Source organism: Thioclava sp. F1Mire-8 (genome assembly GCF_002213165.1).
Classification (GTDB): Bacteria; Pseudomonadota; Alphaproteobacteria; order Rhodobacterales; family Rhodobacteraceae; genus Thioclava; species Thioclava nitratireducens.
The window spans coordinates 1,559,077-1,584,024 of the sequence record NZ_NBNY01000001.1; the positions used below are offsets into that span (position 1 = coordinate 1,559,077).

General features: G+C 65.5%; 18 protein-coding genes. 8 read left to right on the top strand and 10 right to left on the bottom strand.

Annotated elements, in window-relative coordinates:
- Window positions 1–93: 93 nt before the first annotated feature.
- The 3 genes from B6V75_RS07165 to dsbD are packed head-to-tail and all read right to left on the bottom strand — an operon-like array spanning window position 94 to window position 3,391.
- On the bottom strand, window positions 94–708 hold the full coding sequence (locus B6V75_RS07165) for a DsbA family protein (RefSeq protein WP_088719155.1): 615 nt from the start codon (window positions 706–708) through the stop codon (window positions 94–96).
- Window positions 705–1,457, bottom strand: coding sequence for a L,D-transpeptidase (locus tag B6V75_RS07170; protein WP_088719156.1), 753 nt, complete (start codon window positions 1,455–1,457; stop codon window positions 705–707). The genes B6V75_RS07165 and B6V75_RS07170 overlap by 4 nt, the downstream gene beginning before the upstream one ends.
- On the bottom strand, window positions 1,454–3,391 hold the full coding sequence (gene dsbD, locus B6V75_RS07175) for a protein-disulfide reductase DsbD (RefSeq protein WP_240496920.1): 1,938 nt from the start codon (window positions 3,389–3,391) through the stop codon (window positions 1,454–1,456). The genes B6V75_RS07170 and dsbD overlap by 4 nt, the downstream gene beginning before the upstream one ends.
- A 73-nt stretch (window positions 3,392–3,464) precedes the next feature.
- Between dsbD and B6V75_RS07180 the strand changes: the two genes are divergently transcribed.
- Window positions 3,465–4,160: a response regulator transcription factor gene (locus B6V75_RS07180; protein ID WP_075776322.1), complete on the top strand. Its 696-nt coding sequence runs from the start codon at window positions 3,465–3,467 to the stop codon at window positions 4,158–4,160.
- 17 nt (window positions 4,161–4,177) lie between these two features.
- Window positions 4,178–5,470 carry a sensor histidine kinase gene (locus B6V75_RS07185; protein WP_276206179.1) on the top strand — a complete coding sequence of 431 codons (1,293 nt, stop codon included), beginning with the start codon at window positions 4,178–4,180 and terminating at the stop codon, window positions 5,468–5,470.
- 9 nt (window positions 5,471–5,479) lie between these two features.
- On the opposite strand, the gene ligD is transcribed toward B6V75_RS07185, so the two are convergent.
- Entirely contained in the window at window positions 5,480–7,888 is a 2,409-nt protein-coding gene (gene ligD, locus B6V75_RS07190) for a DNA ligase D (RefSeq protein WP_088719158.1), read from the bottom strand.
- Complete coding sequence (locus B6V75_RS07195; protein WP_088719159.1) at window positions 7,888–8,805, bottom strand: Ku protein; 918 nt, start codon at window positions 8,803–8,805, stop codon at window positions 7,888–7,890. The genes ligD and B6V75_RS07195 overlap by 1 nt, the downstream gene beginning before the upstream one ends.
- Window positions 8,806–9,172: 367 nt before the next feature.
- On the opposite strand from B6V75_RS07195, the gene B6V75_RS07200 reads away from it, so the two are divergent.
- A complete protein-coding gene (locus B6V75_RS07200) occupies window positions 9,173–10,033 on the top strand; it encodes an NAD(P)-dependent oxidoreductase (protein ID WP_088719160.1) in 861 nt (286 codons plus the stop codon).
- A 7-nt stretch (window positions 10,034–10,040) separates the two neighbouring features.
- On the opposite strand, the gene B6V75_RS07205 is transcribed toward B6V75_RS07200, so the two are convergent.
- Entirely contained in the window at window positions 10,041–11,930 is a 1,890-nt protein-coding gene (locus B6V75_RS07205) for an FAD-dependent monooxygenase (protein ID WP_088719161.1), read from the bottom strand.
- 109 nt (window positions 11,931–12,039) lie between these two features.
- Between B6V75_RS07205 and B6V75_RS07210 the strand changes: the two genes are divergently transcribed.
- Window positions 12,040–12,471, top strand: coding sequence for a MarR family transcriptional regulator (locus tag B6V75_RS07210; protein ID WP_233243013.1), 432 nt, complete (start codon window positions 12,040–12,042; stop codon window positions 12,469–12,471).
- 51 nt (window positions 12,472–12,522) lie between these two features.
- Here B6V75_RS07210 and B6V75_RS07215 read toward each other — a convergent pair whose 3' ends face one another.
- The 3 genes from B6V75_RS07215 to B6V75_RS07225 form a co-directional block, all read right to left on the bottom strand.
- On the bottom strand, window positions 12,523–14,787 hold the full coding sequence (locus B6V75_RS07215; RefSeq protein WP_088719162.1) for a molybdopterin cofactor-binding domain-containing protein: 2,265 nt from the start codon (window positions 14,785–14,787) through the stop codon (window positions 12,523–12,525).
- Window positions 14,784–15,257, bottom strand: a complete 474-nt coding sequence (locus B6V75_RS07220; RefSeq protein WP_075776330.1) for a (2Fe-2S)-binding protein — start codon at window positions 15,255–15,257, stop codon at window positions 14,784–14,786. Before B6V75_RS07220 ends, B6V75_RS07215 begins: the two co-directional genes overlap by 4 nt.
- A gap of 238 nt (window positions 15,258–15,495) precedes the next feature.
- Window positions 15,496–16,035, bottom strand: a complete 540-nt coding sequence (locus tag B6V75_RS07225) for a DUF882 domain-containing protein (RefSeq protein WP_075776331.1) — start codon at window positions 16,033–16,035, stop codon at window positions 15,496–15,498.
- 527 nt (window positions 16,036–16,562) lie between these two features.
- Here B6V75_RS07225 and B6V75_RS07230 point away from each other — a divergent pair.
- Complete coding sequence (locus B6V75_RS07230) at window positions 16,563–17,030, top strand: nucleoside deaminase (protein WP_166504562.1); 468 nt, start codon at window positions 16,563–16,565, stop codon at window positions 17,028–17,030.
- Window positions 17,031–17,110: 80 nt separating this feature from the next.
- Here the strand turns inward: B6V75_RS07230 and B6V75_RS07235 are convergent, their stop codons facing one another.
- Window positions 17,111–18,625: a catalase gene (locus B6V75_RS07235; protein WP_088719164.1), complete on the bottom strand. Its 1,515-nt coding sequence runs from the start codon at window positions 18,623–18,625 to the stop codon at window positions 17,111–17,113.
- 232 nt (window positions 18,626–18,857) lie between these two features.
- On the opposite strand from B6V75_RS07235, the gene glgX reads away from it, so the two are divergent.
- From glgX to treY, 3 genes are read left to right on the top strand one after another with little or no spacing between them, the layout of a single operon-like run.
- Window positions 18,858–20,933 (top strand): glycogen debranching protein GlgX, encoded by a 2,076-nt coding sequence (gene glgX / locus B6V75_RS07240; RefSeq protein WP_240496921.1) that lies wholly within the window; start codon window positions 18,858–18,860, stop codon window positions 20,931–20,933.
- Complete coding sequence (gene treZ / locus B6V75_RS07245) at window positions 20,930–22,657, top strand: malto-oligosyltrehalose trehalohydrolase (protein ID WP_240496922.1); 1,728 nt, start codon at window positions 20,930–20,932, stop codon at window positions 22,655–22,657. The genes glgX and treZ overlap by 4 nt, the downstream gene beginning before the upstream one ends.
- Window positions 22,657–24,933 (top strand): malto-oligosyltrehalose synthase, encoded by a 2,277-nt coding sequence (treY, locus tag B6V75_RS07250; RefSeq protein ID WP_088719166.1) that lies wholly within the window; start codon window positions 22,657–22,659, stop codon window positions 24,931–24,933. Before treZ ends, treY begins: the two co-directional genes overlap by 1 nt.
- Window positions 24,934–24,948: the final 15 nt, after the last annotated feature.

Genomic DNA, 24,948 nt, shown 5'->3' on the forward strand with positions numbered 1-24,948 from the left:
GGCGCCCTTCCCGCCGAGGGAAGGCCCGCGATGAGAAAGGCCCCGGGGAATGATCCTCCCCGGGGCCTTTTTTGCCATAGTAGAGCGCGCAGCTCAGGCCTTGCGCGCGTCGCTGATCGCCTTGCGCAGCGTGTCGGCATCGACCGCGCCGGGATAGACGTCGCGCCCGACGATATAGGCGGGCGTGCCGCGCAGCCCGATCGCGACTGCCTGCGCATCGTTACGCGACAGCAGCGCGTCGATCTTCTTGCGGTTGGCCTTGTAGCCCGCCATCGCCTTGTCCGGATCGACGCCGGCGCCGGAGAGTGTCTTGTCGATCAGATCGTTCGACAGCTTTCCTTCCGTCGCCATCAGTGCCTCGAGCCCTTCCTTGTATTTGCCCATGCTCTGCGCGCCGAGTACCAGCTGCGAGGCATAGACGGAGGGCGCGCCGAAGATCGGCCAGTCCTTCATCACGACGCGCAGATTGCCGTCTTCGCGGGTCACCTTCTCGACCACCGGGTGGTTCGATTTGCAGTAGGGACACTGGTAGTCAAAATACTCGACCAGCGTGATATCGCCATCCGGGTTGCCAATCGCGGGCGCGACCGGATCGTGGAACACCGCGTCCGGCGAGATGTCGACCTCGGCAAGGCTCGCCGTCGGCAGGATCAGCGTGGAGCCCGCGGCGACGCCGGCAAGGGTGAGAAAATTCCGGCGATCGATCATGTATTGTCTCCTGTGGTCTGGGGGAAATCTTCGGGTGAGTAGGGAACGGGCGGCAGCGGCTGGCCCGGCGGCACCGTGCCCTTGCCGCTCTCGGCACGGGTCAGCACGACGACATGCGTGCCAGAGCGGACGCGGTCGGCGAGGTCGATGATGTCCTGATTGAACAGCCGTATGCAGCCCGCCGAGGTCGCCTTGCCGATGGAACTGTCATCCATCGTTCCATGAATGCGGTAGAGCGTATCCTTGTTCCCGCGGTGGATATAAAGCGCCCGCGCGCCCAAGGGATTATCCAACCCGCCTTCGAGCCCATCCTTGACCGGCCCGTAAAGTTCGGGATCCTCCTTGATCATGCTCTGCGTCGGCGTCCAGCTTGGCCAGTCCCGCTGATACGGGATGCGTCCCTTGCCGGAAAAGCCGCGCCCGTCCTCGCCCACCGCGACGGTGTAGCGTAGCGCGCGGTTATTCTTCTGCACGAGGTAGAGCTTGCGCGCCCAAGGGTCGACCACAATGGTGCCGGGCGGCTCGTCGGTCCAGTAATCGACTTCCTGCCGCGCTTTCTCCTCGCTCAGATACTTGGGCTTCACCGCGGGGATCGTGCGCCCGTCGTCCTCCATCGCGCTGTAGATCGCTTTTACGCGTGCGCTGAGCTGCGGCGCTTGCGGCGCGGGCTGTGGGTTAGAGGCAGGCGGCTCGGGTGCACAGGCCGCGAGTGCGATCAGGGCAAAGGGGACGAGGCGGGTGAGGGTCATTGAGCGATCTCCGAAAGCGAGGTCGTGAGTTTCGGCGCGGTGACATCCCCGATCAGGCGGGTGCCCTGCGCCTCCGTGTGATCTGGGTTGAGGAAGATCAGCGTCGGCGGGCCGATCACGCCCAACCGTTTCAGAAGCGCCTGCTGCGGCGCGCCGGTATTGGTCACATCGACCGCGATGGGCGTGACGTGGCGCAGCGCGGCCTGCACCCGCGGGTCGGGGATCACCTCGCGCGCGATGGTCGCGCATTCGGTGCACCATTCGGCCGTGGTGATCAGCATCACCGGCGCGCCCTTCGCAGCGGCCAGTGCGGCGTCGAGCGCTTCGGGCGTCTCGACATGGGTGAAGTCATCCTCCGTCAGCACGTCCGACGTGGCAGCCGCGACGGTCTGGCTCGCTGCGAAGGGAGCAAGCGGCCGCAGTGGATCGCTGGCCCCGCTTGCCGCACCGATACCCTCGATGGCACCGGCCAGCAGTGCCGCGACGCCAAGCGCGCCCCCGGTGCGGCGCAAGCCCGAGCTTTCCGGTCCGAACCGGTCGCGACCGCCCAGGGCCACGCCTGCGCCGATCATCAACAGCGCCCAGAGCGCGAGGATCGCAGGACCGGCGATGACGCGGCTCAGCAGCCAGATCGCCACGCCCAGGAAGACGAAGCCGAAGGCGCGGTTCACGCCGACCATCCATTCGCCCATGCGCGGCAGGATCGCCGAACCGAAGAGCCCCACGGCCATCAGCAACACGCCCTGTCCCAACCCCAGCGCGAACAGCGCCGAGGCCCCGAGCCCGGCGTCACCCGTCTGCGCGATATAGAGGAAGGCCCCGGCCAGCGGGGCCGTCACGCAAGGTCCGACGATCAGCGTCGACGTGAAGCCGAGGATCGCCGCCCCCGCAAGCGTGCCGCGCCGCCCCTGCACGGAGCTCACCTTGTTGGTCAGCGCCTGCGGCAGGCGCAGCTCGAACAACCCGAAGGAGGACAGCGCGAGGACGGCAAACAGCAGCGCCAGCGCGATCACCGTCGGAGGGGCCTGCATCAGGAATTGCAGGTTCTGCCCAGACCACGCTGCCACGATGCCCAGAAGCCCGAAGGCCACCGCCATCGCCAGCACATAGGTTCCGGTCAATGCGAGCCCGCGCGCAGGCGTCAGGTCTTTTCCTTGCGCGCCGAGCATCCCGGCCACGATCGGCACCATTGGCAGAACGCAAGGGGTGAAGGCCAGAAGCAGACCGAAACCGAAGAACGAGGCCACCACCAGCGCCCAGCCGCCTTTCGCCGCTATCCCTGCGACGAGCCCGTCATCTGAAGAGAGGCTCAGCTCGCTCCCGCTTTCTTCGGAATTGGATGCAGCCGGTGAAGGGCTTTCGGCCTCTGAGGACGCCGCAGACGCGGAAGACGAGGCAGGCGCGTCGCTCTGCGCATAATCCGGCACCCCAGCGGCTTGGTTCGACTGCGCCGCGCCGGATGCAGACGCAGTCGCGGCCCCACCCGGCGGCACGATCTCGCGGCTTTGCGGCGGGTAGCAAAGCCCCTTTTCTTCGCAGCCCTGCCAGTGCAGCGTGAAGGGGCCGGTGATGTCGCTCACCACGGCCTCGGTGTGATCATGCCAGACCTCGACCGTGCCGAAATTCGGATCGTCCTTCATCTCGCCCGTCTGCGTCTCGATCACCGGCGCATCGCCGTCCTCGGCGCTGACCGTCAGGTGATCGCGATAGAGGTAATAGCCCGGCGCGATGTCAAACGAGACGGCGAGCGTCCCGTCATCCTGCCACTCGGTCTCGACCTGAAACGCCGCTTCGGGCGACAGCGGACCGCTGCCCCCTTTGGGCTTCAGAAGATCGAAGCGTTGCGCCGCAGCGAGGCCGGGCAACAGCAGCGAGATCAGAAACACGCCCCAGAGGGCGCGCAGCGATAGACGGGAAAGAGCCTTTGCGTTCATGTTGGCCGGATCGCGGGCGAAGCTTAAGTCAGTCTTAAGATTCGTGCGGTGTATCCGCCGCGAAGGAGAAAAGATGCGCATACTCGTCGTCGAAGATGACAGCATATTGGCGGATGGCCTGCGGGTGGGGCTCGGCATGGCCGGGTTCACAGCCGATGTCGTGTCCTGCCTCGAGGACGCGCGCGCGGCACTCGCAGGGGCGGAATATCGCGCGCTCGTGCTGGACCTGATGCTACCCGATGGCTCCGGGCTCGAACTGCTGCGCGAATTGCGCGCAGGCCGCGCCGGGCTGCCGGTGTTGCTGCTGACCGCGCGCGATCAGGTCGAGGACCGGGTCGCGGGGTTGGACGCAGGCGCTGATGACTATCTCGGCAAGCCTTTCGACCTGGACGAGCTGGCCGCTAGGCTGCGCGCCCTGTCGCGCCGGTCGGACGGGCGAGCGGCAGCGCAGATCGCCCATGCCGGGCTGGAGCTCGACCCCGGCACCCGTAGCGCGGCCTTCAACGGCCAACCGCTGAAACTCTCGCGCCGCGAATTCGCAGTGTTGCAGGCGCTGGCCGAACGCCCCGGACGGGTGCTTGCGAAATCGGATCTCGAAGACCGGCTCTACGGCTGGGACGAAGAGGTCGAGAGCAACGCCGTCGAAGTTCATATCCACCATCTGCGCGCGAAGCTCGGGCGCGATTTCATCGAAACGCTGCGCGGCATCGGCTACCGGCTGCGCCCAGAGGAGACCTCGCCATCTCGCTCCGCCTCCGCCTCTTCCTGATCCTCACCGGCGCGACGCTGGCCGTCTGGCTTTCGGCGGTGCTCTGGATCGAGAATTCCACCCGCGCCGAGGTGACGCGCGTGCTCGACGCGCGTCTGGTGGAGGCGGCGCGCATGGTCTCGTCTCTGGTCTCGAAAAACCAGATCGCGCTGAACCGTGACGATCCGGCGCAGATCACCCTCTCGCATGACGAGAGCTACGAGCATCAGCAATTTTGCCAGATCTGGTCTTTCACCCAAGGTCTCGTCGGACGCTCGAACGGGGCGCCGAGCGCGCAGCTGGTGCCCGCCGATGCAACGGGCTTTCGCGATGTGACGCGCGACGGCAAGGCGCTGCGGGTCTACACGATCATCGACCCCGATCTGGGCGGGCAGGTCACGGTGGGCGACAGTCTCGCGATGCGCAACCGGCTGGTGCGCGACGTGATCGAAGGGTTCCTGTGGCCCGCAGTGGTGATCCTGCCGGTGATGTGGGGATTGATCTGGCTTGCGATCTCGCGCGGGTTGGCACCGCTAGACCGCTTCGCCCGCGATCTGGACGCGCGGCCCAGCGAGGATCTGCGCGCGTTGCCCGGCACTGCCCAGCAACCGCGCGAGATCCGCCCGCTCGCCGGAGCGCTCGACGACCTTCTGGCACGACTGGCCGCCGCGCGCGGACGCGAGCGCGAGTTCATCGCCTACGCCGCGCATGAGATGAAAACGCCGCTCGCCGGGCTGAAGACGCAGGCCCATATCGCGCGCCATGCGCCCAATACCGACACCCGGGAACACGCCCTTGCCGCAATCTCGACCTCCGTCGACCGGACCGACCGGATGGTGCGGCAACTTCTCGATCTGGCGCAGGTGGATAGCCGCGAGACGCGGGCGACCCCGGTCGAACTGACCGGGCTGCTGCGGCAGGTGCTGGGCGATCTGGCGGGGCTTGCGACGCTGCGGGGGGTGACACTGGAACTCGAGAGCGCTCTGGACGCCCCGAGCGTCGGCAGCGATCCGCTGCTTCTGTCCCTCGCCCTGCGCAACCTGATCGAGAACGCGGTGCAGGCGAGCCCGGACGGAGCAGCGATCAAGGCGCGTGTGACCGGGTCCGACGACGCGCTTTTGATCGACATCCATGATGGCGGGCCCGGCCTGCCGCCAGAGATCGCGCAGCAGGCGGGACAGAAATTCGTCAAGGGCAAAGGTGCCGATGCGAATGGCTCTGGCCTAGGCCTCGCGATCGCGCGCGATGCGTTGGCGCGTCTGGGGGCCACGTTGCGTTACGAGATGCGCGACGACGGGCATCACACGCTGGTCGACCTGCCCACCGCGTGAGGGAGGCAGTCACTCCGAGGCGTCGAGCATATCTTTGAGCTTGTCGACCCGACCCTGGCTAATCGAGACGGCATCGGGAAACGCGATCTCTGCATCACGCTCCAGCGCCGCGCCCAGATCGAAGGTGTTGGCCTTGCGGACTTTCTTCAGCTCGTCCCACGAGACCGGCATCGCGACCGGCGCACCGGGCCGTGCGCGCAGCGAATAGGGCGCGATCGCTGTCGCTCCCTCGCCGTTGCGCAGCCAGTCGACGAAAATCCGACCCTTCCGCTTCGACTTCGACATTTCGGCGGTATAGCGTTTGGGCGACCGCGCGACGAGAAGATGCGAGAAGACCCGCGCAAAAAGCCTCACGGTGTCCCATCCGGCGCTGCGCCGCAGCGGCACCGTCACGTGGATACCCTTGCCGCCGGACAAGAGCGGCCAGCTCGGCATATCCAACTCGGCCAGCAGATCGCGGATCTCGATGGCCGCATCTTTGACCCCGGCGAAATCCAATCCCTCGTCGGGGTCGAGGTCGAAGACCAGCCGGTCGGGCCGCTCCAGCCGATCGACGCGGCTGCCCCAGATGTGGAACTCGATCGTGCCCATCTGCGCGGCCGCGACCAGACCCTCCGCTGTGCGGATCATCATGTACTGCGCGGTCTTGCCGTCACTCTCGGTGATCTCGACATTCTCGATCCCGTCGGGAAAGCCCCGGCCCGCGTGTTTCTGGAAGAAGCGCTCGCCGCCCAGACCTTCGGGCAGCCGGAGCAGCGACACCGGATGCTCGGCAAGATGCGGCAGGACGCGATCGGCCATCGCCTCGTAATAACGCGCGACATCGAGCTTGGTATAGCCGACGCCCTCGAATACCACCCGCTCGGGCGAGGAAATCCCGATCCCCGCGACGTTCGGGCGCTCCTCGGAAGGCGCGTCGTTATCCAGCCGTACCGTGCGCGCGGGCTTGTCCTCGCGCAGCCCGAGGAAGACCGCATGCCGCAACCGGTCGCCCCCGGTGCGCTCCGCATAGCGAATCTCGGCGACCAGTTCGGGCGTGATCCAGTGCATGCCCTTGGCCTCCGATGCCTCGACATCGGCGGGCGCGGTCTTGCGGGCGAGCGGTTTCATCGCCTTGGCCAACGCCTCCGCCTGATCCTCGTCGAAGCCGGTGCCGACCTTGCCGACATAGCGCCAGCCGTCGCCCTCGGCGGTCCCCAGCGCGAGCGAGGCGAAGGGCCGGCCACGCTTGTCGCTTTCCTGCCAGCCGAGAATGACGAACTCGTCGCGGCGCTCGCATTTGACCTTCATCCACGATTTGGAGCGGGTCCCGCGATATGGTGCGTCGATGCGCTTTGCGATCAGCCCCTCGCCGCCCGCTTTGCAGATCGTGTCGAAGGCACTTTCGGGGTCTTTGGAGATCACCGGGGAGAGCTGCGCAGGCCCCAGCGCGGGGAGCGGCTTCATCACCTCCTCCAGCACCTCGCGGCGTTCGGAGAGCGGCGCCTTGCGCAGGTCCTCGCCGTCGCGCGACAGGATATCGAATCCGTAGAAGCGGAACGGCCCGCCTGCCGTGATCGCCTTTTGCAATGCCGAGAACCCGTCGAGACCTGCGCCTGCGACGATCTCGCCGTCGATCAGGGCGCTGTCGCAATCGGTCTCAGCCAAGGCGGGCAGCAGGCCTTCGAAGCGATCCGTCCAATCCTTGCCGTTGCGTGTGAAGACACGCGGGCCGCCGTCTCCAAGCGCGATCAGTGCCCGGTAGCCGTCGAATTTCAGCTCGTGCCACCACCCCGCGCCCGCGACCATCTTGTCCGACAGGGTCGCCAACTGCGGCTTGGAGAAGCCAGTGCGTTTGCCGCCTTGCGTCTCGACGGACGGCTTGTCGGCGGCGATCTCGCGCATCGTGCGCTGGCTGATAACAGAGCGGCGATAGCGCGCAACCGGATCGCGCGCGCCGCTGGCCGCGTCCTCCGCCTTCGTCAGCAGCCAGTTCTCGCGCTTGCCTTCGGTTTTCATGCGGATCAGGTGCCACTCGCCTGTCAGTCGCGCGCCATGCAGGCGCAGGTGCAGATGCCCTTTCTTGAGCGCCTTGCCGACCGGGATCAGCGGCTGCCAATGCCCCAGATCCCACAGCATCACCGTGCCCGCGCCATAGTTGTCCTTCGGGATCGTCCCCTCGAAGGTGAGATAGTCGAGCGGGTGATCCTCGGTCCGCACCGCGAGCCGCTTTTCACCCGGATCGAAAGACGGTCCCTTGGTGATCGCCCAGGACAGCAGCACGCCCTCCCATTCGAGGCGCAGATCGAAATGGGTGCGCGTCGCGTCGTGTTTCTGGATCGAATAGCGCGGCGCGAGATGGCCCGAGGCGGTGCCGCCATCGGGCTCTGGCGTCTGCGCGAAGTCGCGCATCTCGAGATAACGATCGAGGCTTCCCATCACGCCGACTTCTTGGTTGAGGACTTCGCGCCGGAGGATTTGCTGGATTTCGACCCGGATGACTTCGCGCCGGAGGTTTTCGATGACGATTTGCGACCCGTCGATTTGCCCCCGGATTTGTCGCTGCCATCGGCCTTGAGGCTGTCCTGCAGCGCCGACATCAGGTCGACCACGTTATCGCCGCCTCTGCTGCTGTCATCCTCGCCCGCCTTGGCGCGGGGCGTCTTCTTCGACTTGCGTTTGCGGTCGATCAGATCGCGCAAAGCCGCGTCGTAGTGATCGGTGAAGGCGGAGGCATCGAAGCTGTCGGTCTTGCGGTCGATCAACTGAGTGGCGACCTCCAGAAGCTCTTTGTCCGCAGTTTCGTCCTCGATGTCGGAGAACAGCGGGTCGGCTTCGCGGATCTCGTCCGCATAATGCAGCGTCTCCAGCAGGATGCCGTCGCCGCAGGGGCGCAGCGCGCAGAGATATTCCTTGCCGCGCATCACCAGTTGGCCAAGCCCCACCTTCTTCGATTGCCGCAGCGCATCGCGCACCACCCGGTAGGCATCCTGCGCCAGATCGTCGGTCGGCACGACGTAATAGGGCCGGTCGTAATAAAGCGGCGGGATTTCGGACGCGTCGACGAATTGCACAAGCTCAAGCGTCTTCTTTGTTTCCAGCTTGATCGCGTCGATCTCTTCGGGCTCCAGCAGCAGATATTCATCGTCGCCGAGCTCGTAGCCCTTGAGGATCTCGTCGGCGTCGATGGGCCCGATGCCGGGGACGGTCTTCTCGTAATGGACACGCTTGCCCGAAGGCCCATGGATTTGCCGGAACGACAGTCGCGCGCCGGATTTGGTCGCGGAGTGAATTTCGACGGGGATGCTGACCAGCGACAGTCTGAGCTGGCCTTTCCAGATCGCGCGTGAGGCCATGAGCGGCTCCTTTGGCTTGACCCTGGGAGAACGCCCGCTGCCGCGCGGGGTTCCGCGCCGGGCTCGGGCGCTTGATGCATCTTCCGCATAGACCCGCGCAATGTCGAGCGTCGCCTCCATTTTTGCCCTTATCAAAGCCGGCACACGAGAAATCGGAGAACCGGCGAGCGGCACGGTGGCCGCCGGGGCAATCGGTCATGGAACAAAGGCCGGATAACGAGCGTTCGCCCCCCTGTCGGATTTATCTTCATACCGATGGAAGCGCCTTTGGCCCCCTTGCGGTCACCAGCATGTGCCTGCCGCTCTCGGAACCTTGCGAAGGCGCCTCGCATTCGGTCAGCAACAGCATCACGAACAGGAGCAGAGCATGGCGAAAATCGCATTTCTTGGCATGGGAGCGATGGGCTCGCGGATGGCGCGAACCCTTCTGGATGCGGGCCACGATCTTGTCGTCTGGAACCGGACGCCGGAGCGCTGCGACCCGCTGATCGAGGCCGGAGCCACCGGCGCGAAGACCCCGCGCGACGCCGCCGCAGCCGCCGAGTTCACGATCTCGATGCTGCGCGACACCGATGTCTCGCGCGAGGTCTGGTGCGACCCGGAAACGGGCGCTTTCGCAGGTCTTCCGGAAAGCTCCGTCGCAATCGAAAGCTCGACCATTACGCCCGAAGGTGCGGCAGAGCTGGGCGAATTCGCCCGCGAACGTGGGCTGACCTTTCTGGAAGCGCCGGTATCGGGCACGCTGCCACAGGCCGAGAACGGCGCGCTGGTCTATTTCCTCGGCGGTGAGGCCGAGACCGTCAAACGCGTGCATGACGTGCTCGAGCCGCTCGCCAAGGCACAGCATCATGTCGGCACGTGGGGCATGGGCGCGCGAATGAAGCTCGCGACGAACGCCATGCTGGGCGTTCAGGTCGCGGCCTGGGCGGAGATCATTCCGATGCTGGAGCGCGGCGGCATGGATATCGATCTTGCGCTGGAGGCGCTCTCCTCCACCCCGATCTGGACGCCGAACGCGCCCTATATCACCGGCACGATGCAGCGCTCGGATTTCACCCCGCAATTCCCGGTCGACCTGATCTCGAAGGATTTCCGCTATGCCATCGCCGAGGGCGGAGAAGCGCGGATGCCGATGACCGAAGCCGCCAAACGCCTCTTCGCGCGGGCGAGCGAAGCCGGCCATGGCGATGAGAACATGACCGGCGTCGTGCAGGTGAACCGCGACTGACGCGCCCTCAGCCAGCCGATTGCAGGATCAGGATGCGGTCGAAGAAATCCGCGACCGCGTCCACCGCATCGAGCGGCAGAACCTGCGCGACATATTGATCGGGGCGCAGCACCAGCAAGGCGCCCTGCACCCGGTCGATGCCGCGCAGATCGAAGATGTCGGGGCCGGTGACGTCGGGGCAGAAGACCTTCTCGTAATCGACCAGCCCGTAGCGCCCCTTCTTGGGCCGCAGGAGCGCGGGCAGCGCCTCGATCAGCATCTCGCGGTGGGGCGTCTGGAAGACTGCGCGAAGGTCGATGACGCTGTCGATATCCGCGCCCTCCGGCGTGAAGCGGTGAAGCAGCCCCTCCGGCCCGTCGAGCCGGTCGCATAGCTGCGCGATCGCCCCGCCCGTCTCACCACTGTCGCCTTCCGGCGCGAAGGCCAGAAGCCGCCAGCGTCCATCCGCCTTGAATGCATGGCCCAGCTGCATCGGCTTCGCATCCGCCAAGCGCACCACCGGCGCAGAGTGGAACCGCTTGCCCACGACCTGCCCGGCAGCGAGTGCCTGATGCGCTGTGTGGCCGATCAGAAGCCCCGGCGCGTATTGCGTCTCGACCCCTGCGGTATAGCGCCCGTGCTTCTGGAAATAGGCCTGAAACTGCGCCTCTTCCTCCTTGGTCTGCGGCTTCGCGCTGAACAGCCGCGCCATGTCGCGGTCGAAATCGACGAGCTCCTGCGCCTTGGCCTGCCGCTCCTCCGAATAGGTCCGGAGAAGGCCTGGCCGCGCCTGCCCGCGCAGCACGGCCGCCAGTTTCCAGCCGAGGTTGAACGTATCGGCCATCGAGACATTCATCCCCTGCCCGGCCTTCGGGCTGTGGGTGTGACAGGCGTCGCCCGCGATGAAGATGCGCGGCTCGGTCGCGCCGTCGCCGTCTCTGTCGCTGTCGCTATCGTCGAACCCGTCGCAGACACGCTGGCCGATCTCATAGGCCGACCACCATGCGACCTCCTTCACCTCCAACGTATAGGGAGCGAGGATGGCCTGCGCCTTTTCGATCAGCATCTCGGCGCGGACATTTCGGTCGGCGGCGCGTTCGTCGCTATGCAGCGCGTCGAGCTCGATATAGAACCGCACCAGATAGCCGCCTTCGCGCGGGATGATCAGTACGCTGCCCTCGGCGGATGACTGGATCGCCGCCTTGAGCCGGATATCGGGGAAATCGGTGACCGGCAGCACATCCATCACGCCCCAAAGCTGGCGCGCGGATTCGCCGTGCAATTCGCGCCCGATGGATTTGCGCACCGTGCTGTGCGCGCCGTCGCAGCCGACGACATAGCGCGCGCGGATCGTCTCGGTCCCGCCCGGCGCATCGAGGCAGTCGAATGTAGCGACGAGCGGATAATCGGGATCGTCGGTGCGGGTGAGCATGGTCAGCGCGCGGTCGTAATCCGGGGTCAGACGGCGTGCGCCGTTGCGCATCGTCTCGAGGTAGAAATCATGGACCCGCGCCTGATTGAGGATGACATGCGGCATCTCGGAGAGATCGTCGGCCACGTCCTGAATCCGGTCGGCCCGTTGCAGCCCGTCGCCTTGCGCGCCGGGCCGCCAGAAGGCGACCTCGTTCACCCAATAGCCCTCTTTCATCACCTTTTCGGCGAAGCCGAAAGCCTCGAACATCTCGACCGAGCGGCAGGCGATGCCATCCGCCTGCCCGACTTCGAGCGGGCCGGGTTTGCGCTCGGTGATGCGCACGGAAATCTCGGGGAAGGCTGCAAGCTGCGCCGCAAGCGTCAGCCCTGCCGGGCCGCAGCCGACAATCAGAACGTCGACCGTGTCGAGCTTCTCACCCGCCTGCGGATGACGCGGCGCGATGGCCGGATCGCCGGGGTTGAACCCGTTCAGATGAAACTGCATAGCTCGCCCTCCTAATTGATATGCATACTTACTATTAGCGGAGGGACTGGCGCCGCGTCAATATAGTAAGTACACTTACATAAATCGCGGAAGAACCGGAGCGCAGCTTATGCCGAACGAATTCGAGACCATGCCCGGCCACCTTATCCGGCGGCTGAACCAACGCTCGACGGCGGTGTTTCAGAAACGGATCAAGGACGCCCCGCTGGAGCTGACTTCTGTGCAATTCGCGGCGCTCGATGCCCTGTCGCGCGAACCGGGGATGGATCAGGCGCAGCTGGCGGCGCGCATTGCCTATGACCGCGCGACGATCGGGGACGTGGTGAAACGGCTGGTGCAAAAGGGGCTCGTCGAGCGGACCGTCAGCGAGACGGATCGGCGCGCGCGCAGCTTGCATCTGAGCCCCAAAGGCGCGGAGGCGCTGGAGGGCGCACGGCCAGTGGTGACCCGGCTGCAGGCGGAAATCCTGGAAGGGTTGAGCGAGGAAGAGGCCGCGCAGTTCATCGTGCTCGCCCGCAAGGCGGTCGCCCCGCAGGACTGAAAAGGGAGGCGGATCGCGCCGCCTCCCCCAAATCTTTCCGTCCGGACGGGCTCAGCCCTTCTTCAAGTCGAGCTTGTCCATCGGCATCGAACGCACGCGCTGCCCGGTCAGCGCCGAGACCGCGTTCGCGATCGCCGGCGGCACGGCGGGCAGCGGCGGCTCGCCCACGCCCCCCATCTTCGCGCCACTCTCGATCACCTTCGCATGGATGCGCGGCGCCCGCGCACCCCCGAGGATCGGGTAGTAGTCGAAGTTGCGCGCCGTCGGCTTGCCATCCTTGTAGACGACCTCTTCGATCAGCGCCTCCGAGGTGCCGAGGGTCGCAGCACCCATGATCTGCGCCTTGATGATCGACGGATTCACGATGCTGCCCGGGTCGAGCACGTCCCAGACGTCATGCACCACGATCTTGCCGTCCTGGATCGAGACTTCGGCAATCGCCGCAGCCTCGCTGCCGAAGGGCGAGGCCATCGCGACACCGCGAGCGCGGCGGGTGCCGTCCTCGGCATCGAAGGGACCACGCTTCCAGCCGCCCGACAGATCGCCGACCGCTTTCAGCAGGTTGGTGAGACGCTCGTTCCCTTCGAGCAGCTTCATGCGCAGATCATAGGGGTCCTGACCGCCCGCATCGGCCATCTCGTCGAGGAAGGCTTCGTAGAAGAAGTCGTTCATCGAATGGCCGACCGAGCGCCAATAGGCGAGCGAGGTCGGGTTCTCGACATAGTTCTGCGCAATGCGGCGGTTCGGGATCGCGTAGCTCTTGCCGGTCAGCCCCTCGACGGCCATCGCATCGACCTTGTCGGGGTTGTGACCGTTCAGCGCCTCGGTCGGGCCTTCACAGGCGGAGATCGCCTCCAGCGCCACCGGCATGCCCTGATCGTCCAGCGCGCCACGGAAACGCACCGCCGCCATCGGGCGCAGCGGGTCGCGCAGGAATTCCTGCTCGCGCGTCCAGATCACCTTGATCGGCTTGCCGACCTCCTTCGCAAGCTGGACCGCCTGCGGGAAGGGGTTGGCCGACGGGTACAGGAAGTGCCGCCCGAAGAAACCACCCAGCATCGGCGAGTTGACCTTCACCTGCTCGGGCTTGATCCCCGCCGCATCGGCGATCTGGGTCTGGAACTGCTCGGGCGCCTGGTTGGGCAGCCAGATGTCGAGCGTGCCATCCTCGTTGAACCGCGCCAGCGTCGAGGCAGGCTCGATCTGGGCGTGGTGCAGGTACTGGCTCTGATAGGTCGCATCGACCGTCTTCGCTGCCCCGTCGAAGCCCGACTTGATGTCGCCTTCGCTCTCGGCCTCGGTGCCGTCGCCCTTGGTGTTGGCCAGTTGCTTGGCGAACTCCTCGGTCGAGAAATCGGCGGGCATGTAGCGGATTTTGGACTTCTCCTCCTCGCTCGGCTCCTGCCAGTCGACCTTGGCGGCTTCGACCGCCGTTTTCGCGTCCCAGAAGCGCTCGGCCACGACAGCCACCGCGCCGTCGAGCTTATGCACCGACATGACGCCGGCCATGCCCTTCACCTCGTCGAGGTTGCTGATATCGCCGGGTTTCAGCCCCAGACGCGGTGCGTGCTGGACGGCTGCGTGGAGCATGCCGTCGACCTTGGCATCCATCGCATACATCGCCTTGCCGGTCGATTTCTCGTAGACGTCGACGCGCTTCACGGGCTCGCCGATCCACTTGAAGTCTTTCGGGTCTTTCAGCGTCACGGACTCCGGGCTGGGCACTTCCTGGTCGAGCGCATCGCCCGCCAGCTCGCCGTAGCCCACCGACTTGCCGGAGCCCTTGTGGACCACCTTGCCTGGCTCGGTCGAGAGTTCGGACACCGGCGCGTCGAGCTTCTTCGCCGCCGCTTCGAGCATCATCTGCCGGGCAGCCGCGCCCAGCTTGCGCATCGTGTCGTAGCTGGTACGCACCGACATCGAGCCGCCGGTGATCCTCATCTTGCCGTAGACCACGAGGTAATCGCTGCCTGCAGGTGCGTTCTCGACGATGAAGCTGTCGGGGGCGACGTCCATTTCCTCGCCCACGATCTGCGCCATCGCGGTGAAGACACCCTGCCCGCCTTCGTTGAACGGGCTCAGCAGACGGACCTTGCCGTCCTTGCGCAGCTCGAGGAAGGCCGGGACGTTGGCGCCGGGCGGCATCTCCTGCGCGGCAGCCGCAGCCTTGTTGGGCGCGACGCTCAGGCCGAAGCCCAGCACGAGCGAGCCCGCGGTGATACCGGCCGAAGCCAGCAGGAAGCGGCGACGCGAGACGTTCTCGGGCGCGCCGGTCGGGTAGCCGGGATCGGAAATCTTGGGATCGTGGTCGTTCATTGCGCATCCCCCGCTTTCGCTGCATCGGTACCGGCAATCGAGGCGATCGTATCGTTGATCGCGTTGTAGGTGCCGCAGCGGCACAGGTTGGTCATAGCTGCCGTGATGTCATCTTCGGTGGGCTTGTCGTTCGACTTCAGCAGCGAGGTCGCCGCCATCACCTGACCCGATTGGCAATAGCCGCATTGCGGCACTTCCTTGTCGACCCACGCCTCGACGACACGCTTACCGACGGGGTCGTTCTCGATCTCTTCGATGGTGGTGACTTCACTGTCGCCCACCGCGCTGACCGGCAGCACGCAGCTGCGCTGCACGGTCCCGTCGAGCAGCACCGAACAGGCGCCGCATTGCGCGATCCCGCAGCCGAATTTCGTGCCGGTCATGCCCAGCTCATCGCGGATCACCCATAGGAGCGGGGTATCCGGGCCGGACTGCACGTCGACGGACTTGCCGTTGATCTTCAATTTCATGAGTTCCTCCTCGCCGTTTTATCGGTGAGCGCCCGCGCGGCGCTTGTTGGCCGACCTTCACCTAGGGCGCACACGGCGCGAGGCACTAAATTTTCGTGAAAACTTCGCGAGAAGAGGGAACCGTCTCGGGTGTCGAGGCGTCAGCGCGGCGCGACGCCCTGCCCTCGTTCCGGTTCCGTGAAGGCAGGGACACAGCGCACCGCGCCGATGCCGTTCGAGACGCGCGTGGCGCTTGCGCTCAGCCGCGCCAGGTGCGGACGGGGCCGCAATCGACATGCACGAAATGCTCGCTCGGATAGTAGCCGACACCGCCGCCACGGATACGCAGGGCCACCTTGTGCAGCATGCTGGTCGAGACATGGGGGTGCGTGATGTCGAGCGCCTCGCCGCGCATGTGGAAGCTGTGCGTCGCGCCATGCACCAGCCGGTTCGTCTTGGGCGTGCGATAGCCCGACACCAGCATCAGCGGCGTGCTCTGCTCGAGGAGTTTCTGCATGTTGTAGGCGATGTTGATCGTGCGGTTGTCGATCTTCACCTCCTTCTCCTGACGCCAGTCGCGGGCGATCCGGTAAAACTCGCGCATCGCCTGCTCGTCATATTGCCCCTTCGAGAAATAGACCGCGTCGAAATTCTCGTTGGTATGGGGGTTGTGGAAGCTCAGGCGACGCTCGTCCGTCTGACCTGCTGCCTGTGCCGGGGTGACGATGTAGGGGGTTGCAAGTACGCCCGCCGCGCCCAGGAGAAACTCGCGCCGAGCCAGACCCGTTGCCTTTGCCATGATAGATGTCCCTTCAAATTCGTATCGAAGGGCGCAAATTCGAAATTTCGGGACGGAACAAAAGGGCGGGCCCGGGTTCCATTGATGGAACCGGCAGCCAAATGCCGAGTTGTCAGCGACGACTTGCCGACAGATGCCTTTGCCTCAAGGTCATCTGAACGGTTGTGATCTCTTGAAACCCGCTCAGCCCTTGCAGGTCACGACGGCGAGAGGGAGCGCGAGGGCAGCCTCACACGGGGGAGAGGCCGGATTTCCGCTTCCGGACACGTCACCGCGCCTGAAAGCTCCACCCGATTCGCCCCGTGGAGACTTGGACCCCACGAAGACGCAGCAGCTTCGCGGTGCGCCTTTCGGTCACCTGTAAGTCCTGCCTAACGCCGAATGTCGACATGGGTTCCGGAAAAAATCGGCATGCGTGTGGGATTGGTCGCACTCGCGCGCGGGGAACAGCGCGCAGCTGGGGGCGTTCGTCCCTGCGCGCCATCCTTGCCCGCCTCTCATCCTCAGACCGCCGAAAGGACCGACCCATGCCCGAGCAACCGACCCCGACCGAACGCGAGGCGATGGCCCGTTTGATCGCCAAGGCCAAAGAAGCCGCACAAGAACCGGGCAAGGCGGGGATCGCCGCCGCGATCCTGCGCGACGGGGAGATCATCGCCGAAGGCGAGAACGAGGTGCATCTCGACTGCGATCCGACCCGCCATGCCGAGATCGTCGCGATTGCGAAGGCGACACGCGCGCAGAACGACCCGTCGCTCGATGGCTGCGTGTTGCTCACCACCCTGCAGCCCTGCGAAATGTGCCTCTCGGCAGCGCGCTTCGCCGGGATCACGCGGATCATTTTCGGCGCGCAGAAGGAAAACGTCGCCGGAAAATATTTCGTCTTCCCCGACCTGACACTGTCGGAATTCCGCACTGCGGGCGGGGCTTTCGAGGCGATCGGCGGCGTGCTGGAAGAAGACGTCGTCGCGCTCTATGCCGACGGCGAGGAATGATGCCTGCTGCAGACAGTGAGCGTGACAGCAAAAAGGCGGGGCCGCCCCCCCGCCTTTTCCCGTTCTCGTAGACGACCGGCTCAGCCGCTGATGCTCTTGGCCGAGGCCATGCCCGGCGCTTTCGATTCACCGCCCAGCTTGTCGCGGACCGCTTTCTCGATCCGAGCGCCAATGTCACCATCGACGTTACGCCAGTACTCAAACGCCCGCTGCAGCACCTTCTCGCTGACGCCATCGCAGAGGTGTCCGGTGACGTTGGTCACGAAACGCTCGCGCGCCGCGTCATCCATCACCTCGCGCACCAACGCGCCCGCCTGGCTCCAGTCGTCGTCATCCTCGCGCTGTTTGTAGGCCTCGCGCACCATCTCGCCATCGGCATACCAGAGGCCGGCCTCGGCCTGCTGCGGATGCGCCTCCGGACCGCCGTAGGAATTCGGGAAATAGACCGGGTCTTCCGACTTGTTCACCCGCATCTCGCCGTCCTTGGTATAGGCGTTGACCTCGCTTTGCGGCTTGTTCACCGGGATCTGCTTGTAGTTCACCCCGAGCCGCGCGCGATGCGCATCGGCATAGGAGAAGCCGCGCGCCAGAAGCATCTTGTCGGGCGAGAGACCGACGCCGGGCACCATGTTGTTGGGCTCGAAGGCCGCCTGCTCGATCTCGGTGTGGAAATCGGTGGGATTGCGGTCGAGAACCATCTTGCCGACCTCGATCAGCGGGTAGTCTTCGTGCGGCCAGATTTTGGTCAGGTCGAACGGGTTGATGCGATAGGTCTTGGCATCCTCGAAGGGCATGATCTGGAAATACAGCGTCCAGCTCGGATGGTTGCCTTCGGCGATCGCGTTGAACAGGTCGCGGCGGTGAAAGTCGCTATCGGCGCCGGCCATCTGGTCGGCTTCGTCCTGCGTGAAATGGGCGTTGCCGTCGCCTTGGTCGGTCTTGAAATGGAACTTCACCCAGAACATCTCGCCGGCTTCGTTGACGAGCGAATAGGTGTGGCTCGAATAGCCGTTCATCTCTCGCCAGGTGCGCGGGATGCCGCGATCGCCCATCAGATAGGTCACCTGATGCGCGCTTTCGGGCGAGAGGGTCCAGAAATCCCACTGCATGTCGTGATCGCGCAACCCGTTATCGGCGCGGCGCTTCTGGCTTCGGATGAAGCTCTGGAACTTCAGCGGGTCGCGCACGAAGAAGATCGGGGTGTTGTTGCCCACCATGTCGAAATTGCCGTCCTCGGTATACATCTTCACCGAGAAGCCGCGCGGGTCGCGCCATGTGTCGGGGCTGCCGCGCTCGCCGGCCACGGTGGAAAAGCGCGCGACGATGTCGGTCTTCGCACCCGGCTGAAACACTTTCGCCTTGGTGTATTTCGAGACGTCGCCCGTGACCTCGAAATAACCGAACGCGCCCGAGCCCTTGGCGTGCGGCTGACGCTCCGGAATACGTTCGCGGTTAAAATTCGCCATCTGTTCGATGAGGTAGTGATCGTTCAGAACGATCGGACCGTCGGAACCGACCGTGAGCGAATGTTCGAGACTTTGGACGGGGGCGCCCCCGTCTGTGGTGGCGGGGCGTCCGCGCTTGTCGTTCGTCATGTCGGAACCTCTGATATTGGAGAATAATGGTTCCGAAACGCGGGGGGTATGGCGGAGTTCCTTGAAGTTTTCCCGACAGAATTCACGGCTACGGCATATGACGCAGCCCGGCTGGGCACGATCGCCAGCTCGATCGCCTCCGGTTTTTGCGTGTCACGCTCAGGAACCGATTACGTTGCGGCGCATTGGTCCCGTTGGCGCGTCGCCGTTTCTTCCGCATATGGAGCCCTCAATGACCCCGAGTTCGCTGCGTTTCGATCCGTTTGCGGGGCGACCCGATACTCTTGGCGCGCGCGTCACGGGAGACGGCGTGAATTTCGCGATTTTTTCCGGAGAGGCCGAGAAGGTGGAGCTCTGCCTTTTCGACGACGAGGGCAAAGAGGAATTGACGCGGCTGGAAATGCCGCAGCAGGAGGGCGGGATCTGGTTCGGGCATCTGCCCGGCGCGCAGGAAGGCCTCGCCTATGGCTACCGCGTGCATGGGCCGTTTGCCCCCGAGGACGGCCTTCGCTTCAATCCCAACAAGCTGCTGCTCGATCCCTACGCGATGGCGATGCGCGGCTATCTGAAATGGGACGACGCGCTCTTTGGCTATCCCGTCGGAGACTCTGACCTCGAACAGGACACACGCGATTCCGCGCCCTTCATGCCGAAGGCGATAGTGGCCGATCCGCAATTCGACTGGGATCAGGATCAGGTGCTCCATCGCCCGTGGTCGGAGACCGTGATCTACGAGGCTCATGTGAAAGGTATGACGATGCGCCATCCGGGTGTCGTGCAGGCCGATCGCGGGACATTCCGGGCGTTGGCCTCGCCGCCGATCATCGACCACCTGCTGAAGCTCGGCGTGACGACGATCGAGCTGCTGCCGATCCACGCCATCGTGCAGGACCGACATCTGGTCGAGAACGGCCTGTCGAATTACTGGGGCTACAATTCCATCGGTTTCTTCGCCCCCAATCGCAGCTATCTGCCGGGCGAAGACGTGCACGAGGTACGCGCCGCGGTAAAGCGCTTCCACGAGGCCGGGATCGAGGTGATCCTTGACGTCGTCTATAACCACACCGCCGAGGGCAACGAGCTTGGCCCGACGCTCAGCTTCAAGGGCATCGACAACCGCAGCTACTACCTCCTCTCGCCGGAAAACCGCCGCCACGGCTTCGATACCACCGGCACCGGCAACACGCTCAACGTGGCCCATCCGATGGTGCTTCGCCTCGTCATGGACAGCCTGCGCTACTGGGTTGAGGCGGTGCATGTCGACGGCTTCCGCTTCGATCTTGCGTCCACCTTGGGGCGCGAGCCGGACGGCTTCGAACGTGAAGGAGCGTTCTTCAACGCGATCCGACAGGACCCGGTACTCTCTGGCGTGAAGCTGATCGCCGAGCCATGGGACGTGGGCGAAGGCGGCTATCAGGTGGGCGGCTTCCCCTGGCCCTTCCGCGAATGGAACGACAAGTTCCGCGACGACACCCGCGCCTTCTGGCGGCGCGACCCCGGCATGGTGCCGAAGCTTGCCGACCGGCTGATGGGCTCGCCCGTGCAGTTCGACCATACACACCGGCCCGCCACCTCGTCGATCAATTTCCTCGCCGCCCATGACGGGTTCACGCTCTGGGATACGCTGAGCTACAACCACAAGCACAACGAAGCCAATGGCGAGGACAATCGCGACGGCCACGACCACAACCTGTCCGACAATATGGGCGTCGAAGGCCCGACCGACGACCCCGAGATCGACGCCGCCCGCCTGCGCCGAGCACGCGCGATGCTGGGTACGCTGATGGTCAGCCACGGCGTACCGATGATCCTCGCGGGCGACGAGATGGGCCAGAGCCAGAACGGCAATAACAACGCCTATTGTCAGGATAACGAGACGACCTGGATCGACTGGGAGGGCGCGCGGGTCGATCTGCGCGACAGCGTCAGCGCGATGATCGGGTTCCGGCAGGACTGGCGCTATCACCTCGCCCCGCCCGCCTTCGCTCCCAACGTCGCGACCCCGGTCAGCGACTGGTGGCATCCCTCCGGGCGTCAGATGAAGGACGACGACTGGCAGGATGGCGGTCTGTGCTGCGTGGGGCTGCGGCACCGGCTGGAGGGCTATCCGGAGTTGCTGATCGTCGCCAATGCGGGCGACGCCTGCGAGTTCACGCTGCCCGGCAAAGGCTGGCACCATATCCTCGACACGACGCGGGACAATCCGCGCTGCGACGAAGCTGGGGAGGAGAAAATGAATCTGCCTTGGCAATCGCTGCACGCGTTCTGTCGCGCCGAGGAGGCATCGCCCGACGAGGCGACTTCGTGAGAGAGGCGAGCGATCCCCTGCCCCTGCGCTGGGGCGCGCATCCCGGAACGGGCGGGTCGTGGGACTTCGCCATCTGGGCCCCTGCGGCAGAGCGCGCAGAACTGATGCTGGACGGGACCGCGCATGACATGGCACCGGTCGGAAACGGCGGCTGGCAGGCCTCGATCCCGGCGCGCGACGGCCTATCCTACACGTTCCGCCTCGACGGCACCGACTACCCCGACCCCGCCGCGCGTCTCCAGCAAGGCGATGTTCACGGCCCCTCGCTGACCCACGACCCGGAGGCCTACGACTGGGGCGCCCCGTGGCACGGGCGCCCATGGGACGAGGCGGTGATCCTCGAAATTCATATCGGCACCTTCACTCCCGAAGGTACCTTTGCCGCCGCTGCGGAACGCCTGCCCGAACTGGCCGACCTCGGCATCACGGGCATCGAGATCATGCCGGTCTCGCACTTCCACGGCGCGTATGGCTGGGGCTATGACGGGGTGCTCCTGCGCGCCCCGCATCCCGCCTATGGCTCGCCCGATGAGATGCGGGCGTTCATACGCGCAGCCCAAAGCAACGGGATCGTGGTAATACTCGACTTGGTGCTGAACCACTTCGGCCCGTTCGGAAATTACCTCCATTCTTACGCGCCCGAAGCCTTCGGAGGGGAAGCTACGCCTTGGGGAGATGCGATCGACTTCACCCGGCCCGAACTGCGCGCGCTGCTGCGCGACACGGCGACGGGATGGATCGACGAATACCGCCTCGACGGGCTGCGGCTCGATGCAGTCCATGCGATCCGTGACCCGTCCGAGCCGCATTTCCTGATTGAGCTTCTGCAAACGATCCGCGCGAAGGAGCGCGAACGCCCGATCCACCTGATCCTCGAGGACGAGCGCAACCTCCCCGATCTGCGCGAGGCCGGTTACGATGCGCAATGGAACGACGATTGGCACAATGCGCTGCATGTCGCGCTGACCGGCGAGACGCAGGGCTACTACAAGGCCCATGCCGCTGACCCGTCCGGTGATCTGGCACGCGCAATGACGCTGGGCCAGGTCGAGGAAGGTCAGACGCGGGCCGACGGGACGAAAGCTCGTGGCGCGCCCGCTGCTCATCTGCCTTGGTCCGCATTCGTGAATGCCAACCTCACCCATGACCAGGCAGGCAACCGCCCCAAAGGCGAACGCCTCCTGAGCCTGATCGGCGACGAGGCGGGTGCGGTGAGCCATGCGCTGTTACTGCTGATGCCCTTCACGCCGATGCTGTTCATGGGCGAGGAGGTCGGCTCCACAGCGCCCTTCCCCTTCTTCGCAGACCCGCCGAAACACGCCGTCGCCGCGCTGCGCGAAGGCCGAACGAAAGAGCTGCAAGGCCTCGGCTATGACACGAGCGCGATGATCGACCCCGCCTCTCCTGACACGCCGCGCCTGTGCTACCCTTACGGTGACACCAGGCGGCGCACGCGGGAGTGGTTGCGGCTGACGCGCGAACTTCTGAGCCTGCGCCGGAGGCATCTGCTGCCGCTTCTGCGCAGTGGCAAGCGGGGGCCCGGCGAGGTCACGCGCCACGGACTGAAAGCCTTCCATGCGCGCTGGCCATTCGGCGCCGGGACGCTCGACATTCTGGTTTGCCTCGGCGCGCCCGCATCCAACGCCGCGCGCCGGGACACCGCGCTGTTTTCCATGGGCGACCCGCGTCGGGACGCCTTCGCCATTGATGTGAGGATTGATTGATGCCGTCCGAGGAGCCCGCCGCCACTCATCCGATGATCGCCACCTACCGGCTGCAACTGCGAAACGGCATAGATTTCGCGACGGCGAAATCCTTTCTGCCCTATCTCGCAGACCTGGGCGTGAGCCACCTCTACCTCTCGCCGATCTTCACCGCGACCGAAGGCTCCACCCACGGCTACGACGTCGCCAACCCGCAGGAGATCGACCCGGTCCTCGGCGGCGAGGCAGGGTTTCGCGACCTGTCGGAGGCTGCGCAGGCGCGGGGGCTGGGCGTCGTGCTCGACCTTGTGCCGAACCACACGGCACTCTCGCTCGACAATCCGTGGATACGCGATGCGATGCGCCACGGCCCCGACAGCGCATATGCTGAATACTTCGCGATCGACTGGTCCCAGAAGCTGATCCTGCCCTTCCTGCCCGAGCCGCTCGACGACATGCTGGCGGCAGGCAAGCTGCGGCTTACCGAGGATCAGGGCGGCGCGGTGGAATGGGAGGGCGGATGGCTCCCGCTCGCCCCCGGGACGGCAACGCTGGGCGACGTGGCCTCCGTGCTGACGCACCAGCATTGGCAGCTGCGCGACTGGACGCGCGAACGCGGCGCGCTCTCGCATAGGCGCTTCTTCAATGTCACCGGTCTGATCGGGATGCGCGTCGAAGACCCCGCCGTCTTCGACGCGATGACCGAATTGCCGGCGCGGCTGGTGCGCGAGGGGCTCGCCCACGGGCTGCGGATCGACCATATCGACGGGCTCGCCGATCCCTTCACCTATCTCGAACGGCTGCGCCGGACTGTGGGCGACGCAGTGCCGATCTGGGTGGAGAAAATCCTGACCGGCGACGAGGCGATGCCCGCCGAATGGCAGCCCGATGGCACCACGGGTTACGAGGCGGGGCGCCAGATTTGCCGCGTGCTCACCGCGCCCGATGGGTTCGAACGGCTCGACACGCTTTGGCGCGATCGCACCGGTGGCTGCGACGATTACGAGACGCTGTGCCGGGAAGCCCGCGCGCAAGTGATCCCCGAGGACCTCGCCGCCGAACTGCACCAACTGATCGACCTCGCGCAGGCGGCGCTCGCGGTGGACCTCCTCGACCCGCCCGACGCCGAGACGCTGCGCGACGCGATGCTGGCGTTGCTGATCCACTTCCCGCGCTATCGGACCTATATCACCGCGCCGCCCGCCTCGCCCGAGGATCGCGCGGTGATCGAAAGGACCGTGGCAGGGGCCGCGGAGACACTGCCGCAGCGCGAGGCGCTCGATCTGCTCGCGGGGCTTCTGTTGGGCGGCACAGATAAGGCGAGCCGCAAGTTTCGCATACGCTTCCAGCAGGTCACGGGTGCGGTGGTGGCGAAGGCGCAGGAGGACACCGCCTTTTTCCGGCACACGCGCTACCTCGCCGCGAACGAAGTGGGCGCGGAGCCGGATATGCCGGTTCTGGACGCCGAAGGGCTCAATGACTGGTTTGCGAGTGCGCAGGGACAACGCTCCGGCGGCCTGACACTCACCTCCAGCCATGACACGAAACGGGGCGAGGATACGCGGATGCGCGTCGCGGCGATCTCGCATCGGCCCGAGACTTTCGCCGCTTTGTTCGATGCCGCGATGCAGGCGGCCGCACCTGCAGCCCCCGGCTTCGTCTGGTACGCCACGCAGAGCCTCTCGGGAATCTGGGACGACCCCGCCCCCGGACCGGAGCTGTCCGAACGCCTGACAGAGCACCTCCGAAAGGCCCTGCGCGAAGGCGGAGAGATCACGCGCTGGTCCTTCCCCGACATCGAGGCCGAAGAAACCGCCTTGGACGCCGCCCGCCGGATTTGCGCGGCGTGGGAGGCGCAGCCCCCGGCAGAACTCGCGCGCCTAATCGCGACGGGGAAACGCTTGTCGCTGCTGCAACTGGCGCTCAAGATGATGCTTCCGGGCATGCCCGACATCTATCAGCGCGGGGAGCGGGCGCTCTACGAATTGACCGACCCCGACAACCGCCGTCCCTTCGCCCTGCCGGAGACGCTGACGCCTTTCGAGCGGAGCAAGTCAGAGGCCACCCGCCAGCTGCTGAGTTTACGCAGAGCGGCGGCGGAGGTGTTCCGCTCGGGCGCAGCCGAAGCCTCGGAGCGCAATGGGGTCTTCACGCTCACCCGTCGCTCGGACGGGCGCGAGATCACGCTCCGATTCTGCCGCGACCTCACCGACCTTCGTGACGGCGTGCTGTTCGAGATTTCCGATTCGAGCGCTGCGGACGCCTCTGGGACCCTCCGCTTTCCGCCACCCGGCTGACCGACCGGCGAGATC

What these genes read in the sequence shown, in the direction of transcription:
- B6V75_RS07165 (WP_088719155.1), bottom strand. Translation starts at nt 708, where the DNA reads ATGATCGATCGCCGGAATTTTCTCACCCTTGCCGGCGTCGCCGCGGGC.
- B6V75_RS07170 (WP_088719156.1), bottom strand. Translation starts at nt 1,457, where the DNA reads ATGACCCTCACCCGCCTCGTCCCCTTTGCCCTGATCGCACTCGCGGCC.
- dsbD (WP_240496920.1), bottom strand. Translation starts at nt 3,391, where the DNA reads ATGAACGCAAAGGCTCTTTCCCGTCTATCGCTGCGCGCCCTCTGGGGC.
- B6V75_RS07180 (WP_075776322.1), top strand. Translation starts at nt 3,465, where the DNA reads ATGCGCATACTCGTCGTCGAAGATGACAGCATATTGGCGGATGGCCTG.
- ligD (WP_088719158.1), bottom strand. Translation starts at nt 7,888, where the DNA reads ATGGGAAGCCTCGATCGTTATCTCGAGATGCGCGACTTCGCGCAGACG.
- B6V75_RS07195 (WP_088719159.1), bottom strand. Translation starts at nt 8,805, where the DNA reads ATGGCCTCACGCGCGATCTGGAAAGGCCAGCTCAGACTGTCGCTGGTC.
- B6V75_RS07200 (WP_088719160.1), top strand. Translation starts at nt 9,173, where the DNA reads ATGGCGAAAATCGCATTTCTTGGCATGGGAGCGATGGGCTCGCGGATG.
- B6V75_RS07205 (WP_088719161.1), bottom strand. Translation starts at nt 11,930, where the DNA reads ATGCAGTTTCATCTGAACGGGTTCAACCCCGGCGATCCGGCCATCGCG.
- B6V75_RS07210 (WP_233243013.1), top strand. Translation starts at nt 12,040, where the DNA reads ATGCCGAACGAATTCGAGACCATGCCCGGCCACCTTATCCGGCGGCTG.
- B6V75_RS07215 (WP_088719162.1), bottom strand. Translation starts at nt 14,787, where the DNA reads ATGAACGACCACGATCCCAAGATTTCCGATCCCGGCTACCCGACCGGC.
- B6V75_RS07220 (WP_075776330.1), bottom strand. Translation starts at nt 15,257, where the DNA reads ATGAAATTGAAGATCAACGGCAAGTCCGTCGACGTGCAGTCCGGCCCG.
- B6V75_RS07225 (WP_075776331.1), bottom strand. Translation starts at nt 16,035, where the DNA reads ATGGCAAAGGCAACGGGTCTGGCTCGGCGCGAGTTTCTCCTGGGCGCG.
- B6V75_RS07230 (WP_166504562.1), top strand. Translation starts at nt 16,563, where the DNA reads ATGCCCGAGCAACCGACCCCGACCGAACGCGAGGCGATGGCCCGTTTG.
- B6V75_RS07235 (WP_088719164.1), bottom strand. Translation starts at nt 18,625, where the DNA reads ATGACGAACGACAAGCGCGGACGCCCCGCCACCACAGACGGGGGCGCC.
- glgX (WP_240496921.1), top strand. Translation starts at nt 18,858, where the DNA reads ATGACCCCGAGTTCGCTGCGTTTCGATCCGTTTGCGGGGCGACCCGAT.
- treY (WP_088719166.1), top strand. Translation starts at nt 22,657, where the DNA reads ATGCCGTCCGAGGAGCCCGCCGCCACTCATCCGATGATCGCCACCTAC.